The organism is Dietzia sp. B44 (genome assembly GCF_014145245.1).
Classification (GTDB): domain Bacteria; phylum Actinomycetota; class Actinomycetes; order Mycobacteriales; family Mycobacteriaceae; genus Dietzia; species Dietzia natronolimnaea.
Map to the genome: position 1 here is coordinate 12,745 of NZ_JAALEF010000148.1, position 15,688 is coordinate 28,432.

General features: G+C 70.4%; 13 protein-coding genes, 1 pseudogene and 1 riboswitch. Of the genes and pseudogenes, 6 read left to right on the forward strand and 8 right to left on the reverse strand.

The features are described from left to right. Nucleotides 1–27: 27 nt before the first annotated feature. A riboswitch (glycine riboswitch) is annotated at nucleotides 28–124 on the forward strand. A gap of 175 nt (nucleotides 125–299) precedes the next feature. The 3 genes from gcvP (at nucleotide 300) to G6017_RS05900 (ending at nucleotide 4,929) form a co-directional block, all read left to right on the forward strand. Further along, the gene (gcvP, locus tag G6017_RS05890; RefSeq protein WP_182616400.1) at nucleotides 300–3,194 is read left to right on the forward strand and encodes an aminomethyl-transferring glycine dehydrogenase; all 2,895 of its coding nucleotides are present in this window, start codon (nucleotides 300–302) and stop codon (nucleotides 3,192–3,194) included. Between the two features lie 130 nt (nucleotides 3,195–3,324). Further along, on the forward strand, nucleotides 3,325–4,068 hold the full coding sequence (locus G6017_RS05895; protein ID WP_347237951.1) for an 8-oxoguanine DNA glycosylase OGG fold protein: 744 nt from the start codon (nucleotides 3,325–3,327) through the stop codon (nucleotides 4,066–4,068). Between the two features lie 27 nt (nucleotides 4,069–4,095). Then, a complete protein-coding gene (locus G6017_RS05900; protein WP_179525194.1) occupies nucleotides 4,096–4,929 on the forward strand; it encodes an alpha/beta fold hydrolase in 834 nt (277 codons plus the stop codon). A 37-nt stretch (nucleotides 4,930–4,966) separates the two neighbouring features. Here G6017_RS05900 and G6017_RS05905 read toward each other — a convergent pair whose 3' ends face one another. Beyond that, complete coding sequence (locus G6017_RS05905; RefSeq protein WP_182616404.1) at nucleotides 4,967–6,523, reverse strand: fatty acyl-CoA synthetase; 1,557 nt, start codon at nucleotides 6,521–6,523, stop codon at nucleotides 4,967–4,969. A gap of 351 nt (nucleotides 6,524–6,874) precedes the next feature. Between G6017_RS05905 and G6017_RS17295 the strand changes: the two are divergent. Together G6017_RS17295 and G6017_RS05910 are read left to right on the forward strand one after the other, a co-directional pair. Then, a pseudogene (locus G6017_RS17295) lies at nucleotides 6,875–6,928 on the forward strand (SEC-C metal-binding domain-containing protein); the annotation flags it as partial. A gap of 39 nt (nucleotides 6,929–6,967) precedes the next feature. Next, the gene (locus G6017_RS05910) at nucleotides 6,968–7,252 is read left to right on the forward strand and encodes a YchJ family protein (RefSeq protein WP_277815223.1); all 285 of its coding nucleotides are present in this window, start codon (nucleotides 6,968–6,970) and stop codon (nucleotides 7,250–7,252) included. A gap of 3 nt (nucleotides 7,253–7,255) precedes the next feature. On the opposite strand, the gene G6017_RS05915 is transcribed toward G6017_RS05910, so the two are convergent. The 7 genes from G6017_RS05915 to G6017_RS05945 all read right to left on the reverse strand — a co-directional run bounded on the left by G6017_RS05915 (nucleotide 7,256) and on the right by G6017_RS05945 (nucleotide 14,423). Next, entirely contained in the window at nucleotides 7,256–7,798 is a 543-nt protein-coding gene (locus tag G6017_RS05915) for a hypothetical protein (protein WP_095719006.1), read from the reverse strand. Between the two features lie 57 nt (nucleotides 7,799–7,855). After that, a complete protein-coding gene (locus G6017_RS05920; RefSeq protein WP_182616407.1) occupies nucleotides 7,856–8,794 on the reverse strand; it encodes a TY-Chap domain-containing protein in 939 nt (312 codons plus the stop codon). 63 nt (nucleotides 8,795–8,857) lie between these two features. After that, the gene (locus G6017_RS05925) at nucleotides 8,858–9,673 is read right to left on the reverse strand and encodes an NUDIX hydrolase (RefSeq protein WP_182616409.1); all 816 of its coding nucleotides are present in this window, start codon (nucleotides 9,671–9,673) and stop codon (nucleotides 8,858–8,860) included. A gap of 60 nt (nucleotides 9,674–9,733) precedes the next feature. Further along, nucleotides 9,734–10,360 (reverse strand): TetR/AcrR family transcriptional regulator, encoded by a 627-nt coding sequence (locus G6017_RS05930; RefSeq protein WP_179525200.1) that lies wholly within the window; start codon nucleotides 10,358–10,360, stop codon nucleotides 9,734–9,736. Continuing rightward, the gene (locus G6017_RS05935; RefSeq protein ID WP_179525201.1) at nucleotides 10,357–10,815 is read right to left on the reverse strand and encodes a DUF3817 domain-containing protein; all 459 of its coding nucleotides are present in this window, start codon (nucleotides 10,813–10,815) and stop codon (nucleotides 10,357–10,359) included. The genes G6017_RS05930 and G6017_RS05935 overlap by 4 nt, the downstream gene beginning before the upstream one ends. Nucleotides 10,816–10,899: 84 nt before the next feature. After that, the gene (locus tag G6017_RS05940; RefSeq protein WP_182616411.1) at nucleotides 10,900–13,446 is read right to left on the reverse strand and encodes a DUF3516 domain-containing protein; all 2,547 of its coding nucleotides are present in this window, start codon (nucleotides 13,444–13,446) and stop codon (nucleotides 10,900–10,902) included. A 41-nt stretch (nucleotides 13,447–13,487) separates the two neighbouring features. Continuing rightward, nucleotides 13,488–14,423, reverse strand: a complete 936-nt coding sequence (locus G6017_RS05945) for a PAC2 family protein (RefSeq protein WP_179525203.1) — start codon at nucleotides 14,421–14,423, stop codon at nucleotides 13,488–13,490. Between the two features lie 266 nt (nucleotides 14,424–14,689). On the opposite strand from G6017_RS05945, the gene G6017_RS05950 reads away from it, so the two are divergent. After that, on the forward strand, nucleotides 14,690–15,688 hold a 999-nt coding region (locus G6017_RS05950; protein ID WP_182616414.1), incomplete at its 3' end, for a DUF4192 family protein.

Genomic DNA, 15,688 nt, shown 5'->3' on the forward strand with positions numbered 1-15,688 from the left:
GAGTCGTCTAGACTCGGCGGTGCGTTCACGCGACTCACGGGAGAGTCCCGCGGTATCCACCGCGGGCGCCGAAGGAGCAACTCCTCTCCGAGAATCTCTCAGGCACCCGGACCGTGTAGTCGTCGAACGCCTCTGGAGAGCGGTGGAACAGACCACCCGCCCACGGGGAAAGCGCGGCCCACAGGTGGGCCCCGTGAATCTCTCAGGCGCCGGCGTCAGCCGGTTGGGGACAGAGCGGAGAGGGTAGCACCGGCCCGCAGGCCGCCCGTCCGGGCGGCCCCGCCCTTCGAGGAGCACCTGTGACGACGACCCCGCACACCGCCCGGACCGGAGGCGAGTTCGTCGCCCGCCATCTGGGACCCGACGCCGACGGCCTGGCCCACATCCTGCGGACCATCGGCGTGGACTCGCTCGACGAGCTCGCCGAGCGCGCGTTCCCGTCGGTCATCCTCGACGAGGTGGGTCCCGACGGCCGGGCAGCGGGCATCGACGCGCTGCCCGAGCCCCTGTCCGAGTCCGACACGCTCGCCGCGCTGCGCGTGCTCGCCGACCGGAACGAGGTCGCGGTCTCCATGATCGGGCAGGGGTACTACGACACGCTCACCCCGGCCGTGATCCGCCGCAACGTCGTTGAGAGCCCCGCCTGGTACACGGGGTACACCCCCTACCAGCCGGAGATCAGCCAGGGCCGACTCGAGGCTCTTCTCAACTTCCAGACCATGGTCGCCGACCTCACCGGCATGGACATGGCGGGCGCCTCGATGCTGGACGAGGGGACCGCGGCCGCCGAGGCCATGACGATGCTCCGCAGGGCCAACCGGTCCTCGAAGAGCCCCCGCTTCGCGGTCGACACGGACGTCTTCGGACAGACCGCCGCCATCCTCGCCACCCGCGCCGAGCCGCTGGGTATCGAGATCGTCACCGCGAACCTGATCGACGACGGGTTGCCGGAGGGCGACTTCTTCGGAGCACTCGTGCAGACGCCGGGTGCCTCGGGCCGCGTCGCCGACGTCGCCGGGCTGATCGACCAGTGCCACGACCGGGGAGTCCTCGTGGCGGCGGGCGTCGACCTGCTCGCCGCGACCGTCCTCACCCCGGCCGGGGACAAGGGTGCGGACGCCTGCTTCGGCTCGTCCCAGCGCTTCGGTGTCCCGATGGGCTTCGGTGGCCCCCACGCCGGCTTCCTCTCCTGTCGCACCGCCCACGCCCGTAACCTCCCGGGCCGCCTCGTGGGCGTGTCGACGGACGCCGACGGTCGGCCGGCCTACCGGCTGGCGCTGCAGACCCGCGAGCAGCACATCCGCCGCGACAAGGCCACGTCCAACATCTGCACCGCTCAGGTCCTGCTCGCGGTGGTCGCCGCGATGTACGCCTCGTACCACGGAGCGGAGGGCCTGGCGGCGATCGCCCGGCGCGTGCATTCCCATGCCGCGGTCCTGGCCGACGGCCTCGTCGCCGCGGGTGTCCAGGTCGTCCACGCCGACTTCTTCGACACCGTCCTGGCCAGGGTGCCCGGCCGTGCCTCCGAGGTGCTCGCCGCCGCCGCCGAGCGGCGGGTGAACCTGTGGAGGGTCGACGACGACCACGTGTCCGTCTCCTGCGACGAGGCCACCACCGGGGACCACCTCGCGCTCGTCCTCGAAGCGTTCGGCGGTGACGTCGCCGACATCGCGGACGCCGGACAGCTGGAGATCCTCGTCGATCCCGCCTACGGGGACCGGACCTCGCGCTTCCTCCAGCACGAGGCGTTCGTCAGGTACCGGACCGAGACCGCGATGCTGCGGTATCTGCGAGCCCTTGCGGACAAGGACCTGGCGCTGGACCGCACCATGATCCCGCTGGGTTCCTGCACCATGAAGCTCAACGCCACCACGGAGATGGAGCCCATCACGTGGCCCGAGTTCGCGGGCCTCCACCCCTTCGCACCGGTCGAGCAGACCCGAGGGATCCGCCGGCTCGTGGCCGACGTGGAGCAGTGGCTCGTCGACATCACCGGCTACGCCGCGGTGAGTCTGCAGCCCAACGCGGGCAGCCAGGGGGAGTACGCGGGCCTGCTGGCGATCCGGCAGTACCACCGCTCCCGCGGCGACGAGGATCGCAGGGTGTGCCTCATCCCGTCCTCGGCTCACGGGACCAACGCCGCGTCCGCGGTGATGGCGGGGATGAAGGTCGTCGTCGTCGGATGTCGACCCAACGGGGACGTCGACGTCGACGATCTCCGCGAGAAGGTCGGCCGGCACGCGGCCGAGCTGTCGGCGATCATGATCACCTACCCCTCGACCCACGGGGTGTACGAGCACGACATCGAGGAGATCTGCGCGATCGTCCACGACGCCGGGGGACAGGTCTACATCGACGGGGCCAACCTCAACGCGCTCGTGGGTGTCGCCCGTCCGGGGCGGTTCGGTGGCGACGTGAGCCACCTCAACCTGCACAAGACCTTCTGCATCCCGCACGGTGGTGGCGGTCCCGGGGTCGGCCCGGTCGCGGTGGCCGAGCACCTGCGCGAGTTCCTGCCCGGCCACCCCTACGAGGAGGGTCTCGGTTCGGGCGCGGTGGTCTCGGCCGCCGCCTTCGGATCCGCCTCGATCCTCCCCATCACGTGGGCCTACGTCCGCATGATGGGCGCGGACGGGCTGCGTCGTGCCACCCTCACCGCGATCGCGAGTGCCAACTACCTGGCCCGGCGGATCGGCCCGGACTTCCCGGTGCTGTACTCCGGGGACGGCGGGTGGGTGGCGCACGAGTGCATCCTCGACCTCCGGCCGCTCATCGACTCGGTCGGCATCTCGATCGACGACGTGGCCAAGAGGCTGGCGGATTACGGTTTCCACGCGCCCACGATGAGCTTCCCGGTGCCCAACACGCTCATGGTGGAGCCCACCGAGAGTGAGGACCTGGCCGAGCTGGATGCCTTCTGTGACGCGATGGCCGCGATCCGCGCCGAGATCGACCGGGTCGCCTCGGGAGAGTGGACCGTGGAAGACAATCCGCTGCGCGGGGCTCCCCACACCGCCGAGAGCGTCTCCGCCGACGAGTGGGAGCACGCCTACCCGCGCAGCCTGGCGGGCTACCCGCTGGGTTCGGAGTGGCGCCCCAAGGTCTGGCCCGCGGTGCGGCGGATCGACGGCGCGTACGGCGACCGCAATCTGGTGTGTTCCTGCCCTCCGCTGGACGCGTTCGCCGAGGACTGAGGCGCAGGGGGCCGGCGTTGTCGTACCCGCGTGACACCGTGCGGGCATGACGACGACCGGTTCCCGTCCCGTTCCAGATCTCCCCTCTTCGTGCCTGACGTGGTGTCGCGCCCAGCCTCCGGCACTGCTGGTGGCGGACGAATACGTGGAGGTCGACCTCGACCTGTGGAACCTCAGGCTGGCGGAGCGAGGGGTCGACCTCCGGCTGGTCGCCGGTGGGCCCGACGGCGGCCGGGTCGAGTCCGGGTCCGGATACCTCCGCAGGAGTGACCTCTGGGCAGCGGGCCGCAGGGCTCGGGGCAGCCTGGAGGAGTCCGTGGTCGCGCTCTACATGTGTGCGGCCTGGCTCGCCGGGCACCCGCAGCGATCGGGCGTCCGCAGGGGTCTGCCGGACTTCCGTGTACCGGAGCGCGACCGCTCCGCGTGGCGCTCGGTGTCACCTCACGGATATCCCCTGGTCCTGCACGAGGTGGCGGACTGGTTGGACGCCCCGGCGGAGGCCATGAACCTGCTCCGCAACGGCGCGCCGTACGGCAGGGCTGGCAGGGGGGTGCCCGATCTCGGGTTCCCGCTCGCCTCGCTCTATCTGTCGTCCCTGGGAATGGCGTGGTCGGACCAGACCATCGTTCCCGTCGATTCGGCCGGGATCGCCACGCTGGTCCACGCGGGATGGACCGAGATCGACTCGCTCGGTCGCATGACGCCACGCCGGTATCAGCGGTATCTGGACGTGATCTCCGCGTGGGCGAACGAGGCCGCTGTCGACCCGCTCGTGGTCGAGACGTGGGTGGTGCGCGACTGGCATGACCGGCGCTCGATGGTCGCGCAGTCGGGGTCGTCCGCGGAGAGTCCGCGCGGCGGCCGCCCGCGGTGAACCAGCGGAGAAGATAGTGTCCGCTCCATGGAACCGCAGAGCATGACCGTCGACATCCCGGCCGGCACCCTCGACGTACTGGACTGGCGTACCACCGGGCCCGAGCGCGGGACCGTGTTGGCGTTGCACGGCTTCCCGGAATCCCCGTGGGAGTGGGAGGCGGTCGCCGGGGTGCTGACGCAGCAGGGACTCAGGGTCGTCGCTCCGGCCCAGCGGGGGTACTCGGCCGGTGCACGCCCGGACGACGTCGGGGCCTATGCGATCGAGCACCTGAGCGCGGACGCCCTGGCGATCGTCGACCATCTCGGTCTGGAGACGGTGCACGTGCTCGGCCACGACTGGGGGGCATCGGTCGCATGGTGGCTCGCCGCCCACCACCCCGGGCGGGTGTCGAGCCTGACGGTGGTGTCCGTCCCCCACCTGTCGGCCTTCGCGTGGGCTCTGCAGTCCGACCCGGACCAGCAGGCCCGATCAGCCTACTTCGCCCTCTTCCGCCAGGAGGGGAAAGCCGAGGACGTCCTGCTCGAGGACGGAGCCCGACGTCTGCGGGCGATGTTCGACGAGCACGTGTCTGACGAGCTCATCGCCAAGCACCTCGAGGTGGTCGGCACGCGGGCGGGGCTGACGGGAGCGCTCAACTGGTACCGCGCGATGCGGCGGTACGACCTGCCCGACGTGTCGGTCCCCACGACCTATCTGTGGGGGGAGGACGACCCAGCGATCGGGCGCTCCGGTGCCGAGGCCACCGCCTCCCGGATGGCGGGGGAGTACCGCTTCGTCCCGCTGGCGGGCATGGGGCACTGGCTCCCCGAACAAGCCCCCGAGGTGGTGGCCGCGGAGGTCCTGGACAGGATCGGCTGACGCCGGAGACCCGGGTGGGTCGGGCACGGTCCCGGTGTCAGGACTGGCGCAGTTCCCGCTTGAGGAGCTTGCCCGACTGGTTCCGGGGCAGTTCGTCCACGAAGACGACCCGCTTCGGCACCTTGAACGGCGCGAGATGGGCGCGGGTGCCGTCGATGATCTCGGATTCGGTGGCGTGGACGTCGTCCCTGAGGACCACGATCGCGGTGACGGCCTCGATCCACTTGTCGTCCGGTGTGCCGATCACGGCCACCTCCGCCACGCGCTCATCCTGGTAGACCGCGTCCTCGACCTCCCGGGACGCCACGAGGACACCACCGGTGTTGATGACGTCCTTGATGCGGTCGACGACCTCGATGAACCCCTCCGGGTCGCGCACCACCAGGTCGCCGGAGTGGAACCACCCGTCGCGGAACGCCTCGGCGGTGGCGTCCGGCTTGTTCCAGTAACCCGTGCACAACTGCGGAGACCGGTAGACCACCTCGCCCCGCTCGCCGTCCGCGACCTCTGCGCCCGTCTCGTCGACGACGCGGGCGTCCACGAAGAACACCGGTCGGCCGGCGCTCGCCGGGCGGGCGTCATGCTCCTCCGGGCGCAGGACGGTGGCCAGTGGGCCGATCTCCGACTGTCCGAAGCAGTTGTAGAACCCGAGGTCGGGATACGTGCCGCGCAGGCGCTGGAGCACCGTCACCGGCATGATCGAGGCGCCGTACTGGGCCTTGCGCAGACTCGACAGGTCCCGGGACTCCAGGTCCGGATGTGAGGCCAACGGCACCCACACCGTCGGCGCGAGGAAGAGCGAGCCGATCCTGTCGACCTCGACCCGGCGGAGGATCTCGGTGATGTCCGGGGCGGCCATGAGGTGCACCGTCGCCCCCAGGGAGAGGTAGGGGAGCGCGAACACGTGCATCGCGGCCGAGTGGTAGAGCGGCATGGTCACCAGCGGCTCGTCGTCCGCGGTCAGGTCCAGGGCGAGAATGCAGCTCACGTACTCGTGGACGAGCGCGGAATGGGTCATCATCGCGCCCTTGGGGCGTGAGGTCGTCCCCGAGGTGTAGAGGAGTTGGGCCAGATCGTCGCCGGTGGAGGGGGACTGCACCGGGGTACACGGGGAGTCGTCCGTCGCCGAACCCAGAACGGTGCCGTCCGCGGTCTCCCCCTCACGGGGCAGCAGCGGCAGGGAGCGCAGCCCCGGCATGGTCTCGAGTACGTCCGACAACGTGGCGGCCTGTGCCGGGTCCACCAGGACCAGGGACGCCCCCGAGTCGGTCAACAGGTACTCGAGTTCGCCGCCGGTCAGGGCGTAGTTGACGGGCACGTGTGTGAACCCGGCGCGGGAGGTGGCGAGGAAGCCGATGAGATAGGCATCGGAGTTGACCCCGTAGCCGGCAACCCGGGCGCCGTTCTCGAGGCCCTGGCCGGCGAGGGTCGTGGCCACCCGGTCGACCGCGGAGTCCAGCGCCGCGTAGGTCCACCGGCGTTCGGCGAAGGTGAGTGCCACGCGGTCGGGGAACCGGGCCGCCGCCCGGCGCAGGACGGTGTCGACCGTCGCGGAACTCACGGCGGGACCGGGGAATCGAGGGGGTGTGGTCATCGTCTCAGCCTAGAGGTCAGCCGGCGAGGTCATGGTTCGGCGGCGACGATCTCCAACACCTCCGGGGGGACCGCCCCGTTGCTGTCCCGCGGGGTCCAGTGCTCGCTCGGGACCCACTGGGATCCGCACCCTCGGCACGCGAACATGGGCTCACCGCGGCGCTCCACGGGGGTCCTCGTCCACTCGCACAGGTCGCGGCACGAGCGGACCCGTAGGGGGACGCCGTCGGGATCGGGCTGTCGCCGGGGCCGGAAGGGCAGTGCACGGAAGCTGGACATCTCTGGGCTTGAGGATAACCGGTCGTCGTGTGGGTAGCCTGATCGCGGATGCGGGTGGACGGAGGAGGGCGACGTGAACGCATGTCCCTGCGGGAGCAGGCGCCCGTTCGATCGCTGCTGCGGACCGCTCGTCGAGGATGGTGTCCCGGCCGAGACCGCGGAGCAACTGATGAGATCGCGGTACACGGCCTTCGTTCTGGGTCGGGAGGACCACCTCTGGCGCACCTGGAGCCCGCGGACGCGGCCGGCTCGGGTGGAGGCAGGTGACGTCGAGTGGACCGGCCTCGCGATCCTCGACGTGGTTGCCGGTGGCCCCGCCGACCGGACCGGGACCGTCGAGTTCGAGGCCCGGTATGTCGGGCCCGAGGGCCCCGGTGTCATGCGCGAGCGATCGGCGTTCGAGCGCAGAGGTGGTCGATGGACGTATCTCGAGGGCACGGGATCGTCCTGAGTCCTAGGTGGCGGTCGGGTCTTCCGGCTGGCGGGTCACGGTGACCGAACCGATCGTCCTCGGGGCGGTCACGTCGATGCGCCCGATACGGTTCCCTCGGGGCATCGTCCAGGCGACCATCCCCCGGATCTCCTCGCCGGGAAAGCTCAGAACCGAGGGCACGAGTGGGTCCTCGACCGTCCCCGCGGGGTTCTCGATCCGCTCGAACGGTCGCCCCGACGGGTCGAAGGCCGAGAAGTCCTCCGGGCCCAGTTCCGGCTGACCGGATGCCTGCACCGCGCGGACGTCCACCACCACGACCGCGTCCGAGTACGTGGTCGAGGGCACGATGCGGAGGTCGGACAGGGTCACGGTGGCGTCCCACGATTCTCCGGCCACGGGGAACGGCCTGTCGAACTGCTGCGACGAGGGCAGGGGTCCGGACTGCTGGGCGGTCGGGACGGGGACGCCCGCGGAGTCGTCATCGCCGAACAGGGAGGCCGGTGAACAACCCGACGTGGAGACGGCCGCGGTCACGATCACTGCAGCGAGGACGGCGCGACGCATGTAGGCGCTCCTGGGGCGAGTTCTCACACCGGGCCCGTCCCGGCACGGTCTCAGATCCTACTGCTCACCGGGACGGTGGTCATCGGAGGCGCGCAGGTCACGCCATCGTCTGCCCGCGACCCGGTGCGCGAGATCCGAGTAGACGTCGTCGAGTTCGGCGGAGATCTCGGCCAACTGGATCTTGAAGTTGACCGGGACGAACACCCGGTCGACGAACTCCGCCTCGGCGGAGATCGTCTGGCCGTCGAACACGTACCTGCACCACAGCGAGTCCCGGTTGAGGATCGCGACCTCGGTCTCCGCGGCCGCGGGATCCTCCACGGAGGACACGAGTGGGCTCCGGAACACGACGAGGGGGAGCGAGCGGTGCGCACGGACGAACAGCAGGACACACCCGGCGGGAACGGTGAACACGTCATGCTCGTCGGGTGTGACCCGACGCTCGTAGACCTCCGACAGAGCCGACTGTAGTGCTCTGGTCGCCTCGTCCGGGGTCGCGATGGGCTGCGACCGGAAGTCGGCGTCCGCCGACACGGGTTCACCCGAACCGGCCCCGGTCGCGTCCTCCGGATCGGACACGTCATGGAGGAATACCGGGTGGGGGATCCCGAAGACGCGCTCCATCGTGCCGGCGACCAGGTGCGCCACCTCGGGTGCACGGTTTACCGGGAACGTGAGGTCCGCCCCCGGAGCACCCTGGTCGGTCGGGCGCCGGAGCGCCCAACCGAGGGCCATGAGTTGTTCGAGCCGGACGGGCCCCAGCGGCTCCGGCGAATCCTCGGACCCGCCGCCGGAGACCTCCGCGTGGACGCTGCCGCCGCCGGTGGCGGTGAAACGCACGTACGGGGTGCGGGTGGACGGCGACCCGAGGACGGGAACGGCCAGGTCGAACGTGGCTCCCGGGACGAGGTCACGCAGTAGTCCGGCCAGGCGGGTCGCGAAGCGGTTCCACCCGGCAGCGATCGACGCGTCCACGTCGAACTCGAAATCCCGCATGAGTGGCAGTCAACCACCGCACAGCCGAGCACGTCGGTACTTCGGGATGTCCGGTGGGAGTGATCAGCTCCCCGCCTCCGGCCGGCCCGCCTGGTAGTCGGACCAGTACTCGTCCGAACCGTCGAAGCGCACGCGCACCCCGCCACGGTGCTCGACGACCTCCGGCTGGACGGGAACGATCCTGCGCTCGGAGTCCAGTGCTGCCGCGACGTCGGGGAACCCGGCGAGGACGCGGAGTTGGGTCCACGTCGGGGGGAGGAGCATGGACCGGCCGGCACGGAAGTCCTCGAGGAGGTCGACGGGGCGGGCCCACATGGTCAGGTCGACCTCGGTCGTGAGGTCATCCGGTTCCTGTCCCTCCGGTAGCGCGGCGAGGAAGAACCTCGTGTCGTACCTCCGCGATTCCACCGAGGGCGTGATCCAGTGGTCGTAGGGGCGGAGTCTGCCCGCCGCGAGTGAGAGATCCTCGTCGGCGAGGAACGCGCTGAAGGTCAGCCGGTGGCTCTCGAGCTCCTCGCGGCTCGAGTGGTACCGGCCGGCGTCCGCGACCGGGGAGCCGTCGAGGTGGTCGGCGAGGAGGACGCCACATTCCTCGAAGGTCTCCCGCGCCGCCGCGCACACCAACCGGCGCGCTCGAGGCACGTCGCAGTCGAACCGCTCGGCCCACCACGCGGGCGCGGGGCCGGACCAGGCGACATCCGGATCGTCGTCCGAGGCGTCCACGCCCCCGCCCGGGAACACCGTCATGCCGCCGGCGAACGCCATCCCGCGGACGCGGCGTGCGACGAACACCTCGGGTCCGCGATCGGAGTCCCGCATCACCATCACGGTGGACGCGTCCTTGATCGGGCGGGCGGTGGGGTCGTTGCCTTCGGTCATGCGGACAAGTCTCACCCGGCGCGGTGGAGGACGGTTCGTCGGGGTGGCCGGACGGCGCCGTCAGTACGTGCTGTCGGAGGACACCCGACGTGCCAGCACTCCGTGCAGGACACGATCGACGTGCTCGCGGAGGTCGGCTCGGTGGTCGCGACCGGGCGACCGGTCGATCCCCGAACGGACGATGCTCATGTACAGGACGTCGAAGACGGTCTGGGCGGGACCGTCGAGGTCCTCCGCCTCCGGTGCCCGCGGGGAGTGCCGGGCGAGCACGAGTCCGATGATGCCCCGGAGTTCCCCGAGGATGCGCTGCGCCTCCGCCCGGTGCGGGCCGGGTTCCCCGAAGACCGTCTCGCGGTGGTAGGCGACGATGTTCTCCGGCTGGTTCTCGAGGGCGGAGAACAGGGGGTCGCACAGTGTGACCAGATCCTCGACGGGGTCCCCGGTATCCGGGACGGTCTCGACCATGGCGCGGAACTCCTCGTTGGCCACCATGCACAGGAGCTCGCCCTTCGACTGGGCGTACCTGAACAGTGTCCCGGTGCCGACCTCCGCCTGATCGGCCACCTCCTGGGTGGTGACCGACGAGTACCCGTTGCGGAAGAACAGGTCGCGGGCGGCGGCCAGTATCCGGCGTTGTTTGTCCGCCTTGTTCAGCTCCCGGCGTCCCGGCTCACGGGCCAGGGTCACGAGAACCACTCGGTGGGCTTGCCCGCCACCAGGAGGAGCGAGAAGACCACGGCCACCACGATGAGGGTCACCACCAGTGCGACGACCGGGGACCGGAGCGCGAAGGCCAGCGTGCGCTCGGCGAGGGTGCGCGACTGTTCGCCTCCGGGCCCGAGCCGCCAGTGTCCCTCGAGCAGCCCGCGGCGCTCGACGGACCTCTCGAACGGCACGGTGGCGTAGGGGATGACCGCGGACGCCAGGCCCATCAGGCCGGTCCCCGCCGACCAGCGCTTGTCCGTCCAGACCGCGATCGTCGCCACGGTGTAGCACAGGAACACGAAACCGTGGATGCTGCCACCGACCGTGGTGGCCCAGTCGAGACCGAACCCGTACTTGCCGACCATGCCCAGGATCAGCAGCGTCCACGTGATCACCTCCGCGAGCGCGAGCCTCTTGTACAGGATGCGGGGGGTCACAGATGTCCTCCAGGGGTCGGATCGGTGTTCGTCGGTCATCGTACGGACACCGGAACCGCGGCCCGGTTCAGCCTCCCCGCTGCGTCACCCCGCGAGGGTCAGCGACGCGAACCGGACCTCGCCCGCCTCGTCGCTGGCGCCGAGGTCCACGACACCCTCGACGGCCCAGCCGTGGTCGTTCTCCGGATCGTCGAGCACCTGCCGGACCCTCCAGGTCCCCGGCTCCACCCCGTCGCCCGATTCGGTGACGGAGAACAGGGCGGGTCCGCGCGCCGCGGGCCCGGTTCCGATCGCGTCGTACTCGTCCCAGTACGCATCGATCTCGGTGTCCCAGTCGGGATGGAGCGGGACGTCGGCGTCGAGTTGCACCAAGGTGTCGATGTCGTCTCGAGACAGAAGCTCCACGCGGCGGAACATCGCGTTGCGGACCATCACCCGGAACGCCCGCGAGTTGGCGGTGACGGGCCGGGTGGTGCCGCTCGACTGTCCGAAGGCGAGCTCGGCCACCTGGTCCGGGGAGACCTCGGGGTCGGTGAGCAGTTCCCACTCGTCCAGCAGGCTCGAGTCGACCTGGCGGACGAGTTCCCCGAGCCATTCGACCAGGTCGTCGAACTCGTCGGTCCGCAGGTCGGCCGGAACGGTCTGCCGCAGCGCACGGTAGGCGTCGGTGAGGTAGCGCAGGACGGAACCCTCCGACCGGCTGAGTCCGTACGCGGAGACCAGATCGGAGAAGGTCATCCCCCGCTCGACCATCTCGCGGACGACCGACTTCGGGGAGGGCTCGACCCCCGCCACCCACGGGTGCCCGGCCCGGTAGGCGTCGTAGGCGTCCGCGATGAGGTCGCCGAGGGGTGTGGGCCACGAGATGTCCTCGACCAGCTCCATCCGTTCCGAGTACTCCACCCCCTCTGCCTTGAGCGCCCCGATCGCCTCGCCGCGGGCGGCCCGCTGCTGTGCGTAGAGGATCGGGCGCGGGTCGTCGAGGACGGACTCGATCACCGAGACCAGATCCAGGACCGGGGTGGGGGAGTCGGGGTCGAGGACCTCCATCGCGGCGATCGCGAACGGGGCGAGGGGCTGGTTGAGCGCGAAGTCCCGTTGGAGGTCCACCGTCAGACGGACGTGCCGTCCGTCGTCGTCCGGCTCCGCCATCCTCTCGACGATGCCGGCGGTCTCGAGCCCGCGGAAGAGTTCGATCGAGCGCAGCACGTGCTGCCGGATCCGGGCCCGGGTCTCGTGCGAGGACAGCAGGAGGTGCCGCATGTGGGCGTAGCAGCTCCCCGGACGCGAGATCACGTTGAGCAGCATCGCGTTGTTGACCTCGAAGCGGCTGGTGAGCTGCTCGGGCTGGGCGCCGACGAGTTTGTCGAACGTCGAGCGGGACCAGTTGACGAACCCCTCCGGCGGCTTCTTCTTGGCCGACTTGCCCTTCTTCTTGGGGTTGGCGGCCGACTTGGCCGCGGCCTTGGCGTTCTCGACCTCGTGCTCGGGAGCCAGCACCACCACCAGACCCTCGGTATCGAACCCCGCTCGGCCCGCACGGCCGGCGATCTGGTGGAACTCCCGGGCCTTGAGGACACGTTGCCGGCGTCCGTCGAACTTGGTGAGCCCCGTGAACAGAACGGTCCGGATGGGGACGTTGATACCGACGCCGAGGGTGTCGGTCCCACAGATGACGGTGAGCAACCCGTCCTGGGCGAGCCGTTCCACGAGGCGGCGGTACTTCGGGAGCATGCCGGCGTGGTGGACCCCGATTCCGTGCATGAGCAGCTTGCGCAGGTTCCGGCCGAACGCGGTCGTGAACCGGAATCCGCCGATCTCCTCGGCGATGGCGGCCTTGCGCTCCTTGGAGGCCACCGCCACCGAGGTCAGCGCCTGGGCCTGTTCCAGGGCCGAGGCCTGGGTGAAGTGGACGATGTAGACGGGTGCCTTGTCATCCCGGAGCAGGAGTTCGACCGACTCGTGGATGCTGCGCAGTGCGTAGTCGAACGTCAGGGGGACCGGTCGCTCGGTGCCCCCGACCAGCGCGCACTCCCGTCCGGTCCGGGTACGGAGATCCTCGATCAGCCAGTCCACGTCGCCGAGCGTCGCCGACATCAGCAGGAACTGCGTGTCGGGGAGTTCGATGAGCGGGACCTGCCAGGCCCAGCCCCGATCGGGCTCGGAGTAGTAGTGGAACTCGTCCATCACCACCTGACCGATGTCCGCGGCGGCGCCCTCCCGGAGGGCGATGTTGGCCACGATCTCGGCGGTGGCACAGATGATCGGTGCGTCGGCGTTGACCGCGGCGTCACCGGTGAGCATCCCGACGTTCTCGGCGCCGAACACCGCGCACAGAGCGAAGAACTTCTCGCTGACGAGCGCCTTGATCGGCGCGGTGTAGTAGCTCCGCACCCCGCGGGCCATGGCGGAGAAGTGCGCCCCCAGGGCGACCAGCGACTTGCCCGACCCCGTCGGCGTGGCCAGGACGACATGGCTACCCGCCGCCACCTCGAGGACCGCCTCCTCCTGCGCCGGATAGAGCGTCAGGCCCTGGTCGGCGGCCCACGCCACGAAGGCGTCGAATACCGCCTCCTCCAGGAGGTCGGAGGGGACGTCGTCGAGGTCGGCGAGGAGTTCGGGCAGTTGCACCCGACCGAGCCTAGTCGCCCGGCCGCGACCGTCCGTCCGTGCTAGCGGGCGCGAGGCTCGTCGTCGCCGGTCTGCTCCGCGAGGAACCGCTCGAACTCGGCACCGATCTCGTCGCCGGAGGGCAGCGGTGTGCCGCCGGGGTTGAGCGAGTCGGAGCCGTGGCGGGACTCCATGAACTCGTCGTACTGCTTCTCCATCAGCTCCACGGCGGTCCGGATCTCCGGGCTGTCGGCGATCTGGGCGGTCACCTGTGCGGTGAAGTCCCGGGCGGCGGTCTCGAGCTCACCGGACGGCAGCTCCAGCTGGGAGATCTGGGCGATGTTGCCGACGAGGTTGAGGACCGCCGCGGGGTAGGCGGTCTGCGACAGGTACTGGGGTACGTGGACGGTGAAGCCCGCGGACGGGATGCCGTGCTCGGCCATCCGGAGCTCCAGCAGCGCGCTCACGTTCCCCGGGACGGAGAACTCCCCGGGCCACGCGGTGAAGCCACGGATGAGGTCGACGTCGCTGGCGTGTGCACTCGACTGGGTCGGGCGGGTGTGCGGTACCCCGAGGGGGATGGCGCCGAGACCGACCGACATCCGGGCCCCGAACGACCCGGCGAGGTCGATCACGGATTCGGTGAACCCGTCCCACCTCAGGTCCGGCTCCAGGCCGGAGAGCAGCAGGAAGAAGGTCCCGCCTGCGTCCTTGACCGCGTGCATCTGGATGGTCGGCTCCGAGTATCCGGCGAAGTGGTCGAAGGAGTACCGCACCTGCGGTCGACGCGAGCGGTAGTCCACCAGCTCATCCGCGTCGAACTCCACGATCAACTGGGAGTCCAGGCTCTCCTTGAGGTGTTCCGTGACGCCCTGGATCGCCTGGCCGGCGTCGGAGAAACCCTCCAACGCATGCACGAGCACCGGACCCTGTCCGGATTCCGATCGCAGATCGGGGACGGGCTCGATCAGTCGGTACAGATCGCTGTGCCTGGCCATGTCGACTCCTCTCGTCGCAACACCCCGAGCCGTCCGGTCCGGTCCGAACTGATCGTCCCACCGGGACGGGGTTTCTCCTCTTTGCCAACGACGGCGGGCCGCAGTTGATTCCCCACCGTGCCGCGGGCTCCACAGCGGGTCGCCCCCCGCGGGTTTCCTCCGGGACACCGCAGGTGGAGTGTCAGAAAGTTGATCCGGTGCACCGGCACCCGCGGGCCGCCCTCGGCCGGGGAGCGGCCGCGAGACGACGAGACAGGTGGACGACGATGACCGCGAACGGACGGATCGGTGACGACGGTGTGGACGACCCTCGGACGGTGGTGATCTCCTCTCCGGAGGAGCTCATCGCGTCCATCCCGTCGATGTTGGGGTTCCCGCCGGGGCCCGGATCGGTGGTGGTGATATGCGGGCGGACCGCGGACGGTCACGCCGGGCCGGTCGTCAGGATGGATGTCGACGGCCTGCTCGGAGGTCCCGGATCGCCACCCGGGGAAGGAGACGGACGGGACGGTGCGGACGGACGGGACGGTGAGGACGGGCGGGGCGGTGCGGACGGGTGGGGCGGTGCGGAGGACTGCCGCTCCGGGGAGGGTGAGCCGTCACCGGTCGTGGCCGACGACGGTCCGGCTCGTGGGCTGGCCCGGTTCTGCTCGAGGGAGGGGGTGACCGACGTCCACCTGGTGGTGGTTCACGAGGACTGTGCGGACGGGCACTCCGCCGGTCTCCGCGCGGAGGACGCCGCCGCGGCGTTCGAGTACTGGTTGGGGCTGGCCGGGACGCAGGTCGTCGGCGCCTACGGGGTGGGCGAGTTCGCACACGGCTCGCCGTGGGTCGATCTGTTCGGGATGGTCCGGGGAACGCAGGTCGACCCGGACTCGACGGAGATCGCCGCGGTCCACGCGTTCGACGGGCGGGTCCGGGCCGGTTCGCGGGCAGAGATCGAGCGGCTGTACCAGGTGCGGGACCACGGGGCGTGTGACGACGATCCGCACGGTCGGGGACCCGCACGGCTGGAGGGGGCCCTCGAGGTGGACCGCGCGGTGAGGGCGCACGAGGACGCGGAACGCCGCCTGGAGGACGGGGAGGAACTCGACGACGACGAGTTGGCCGGGATCGGACGCGTCCTGCTGGACATCGCCGTGCGGGACGAGGTCTACCGGCGCCTGGCCCACCGGGGTCTGTGCGATCGCGACGGCCGCCGCCTGCTCTGGTGGTCGCTCGCGCGCCGCCGGCCGGGCCGCGAACGCTCGGTGGCGTTGCTGTTG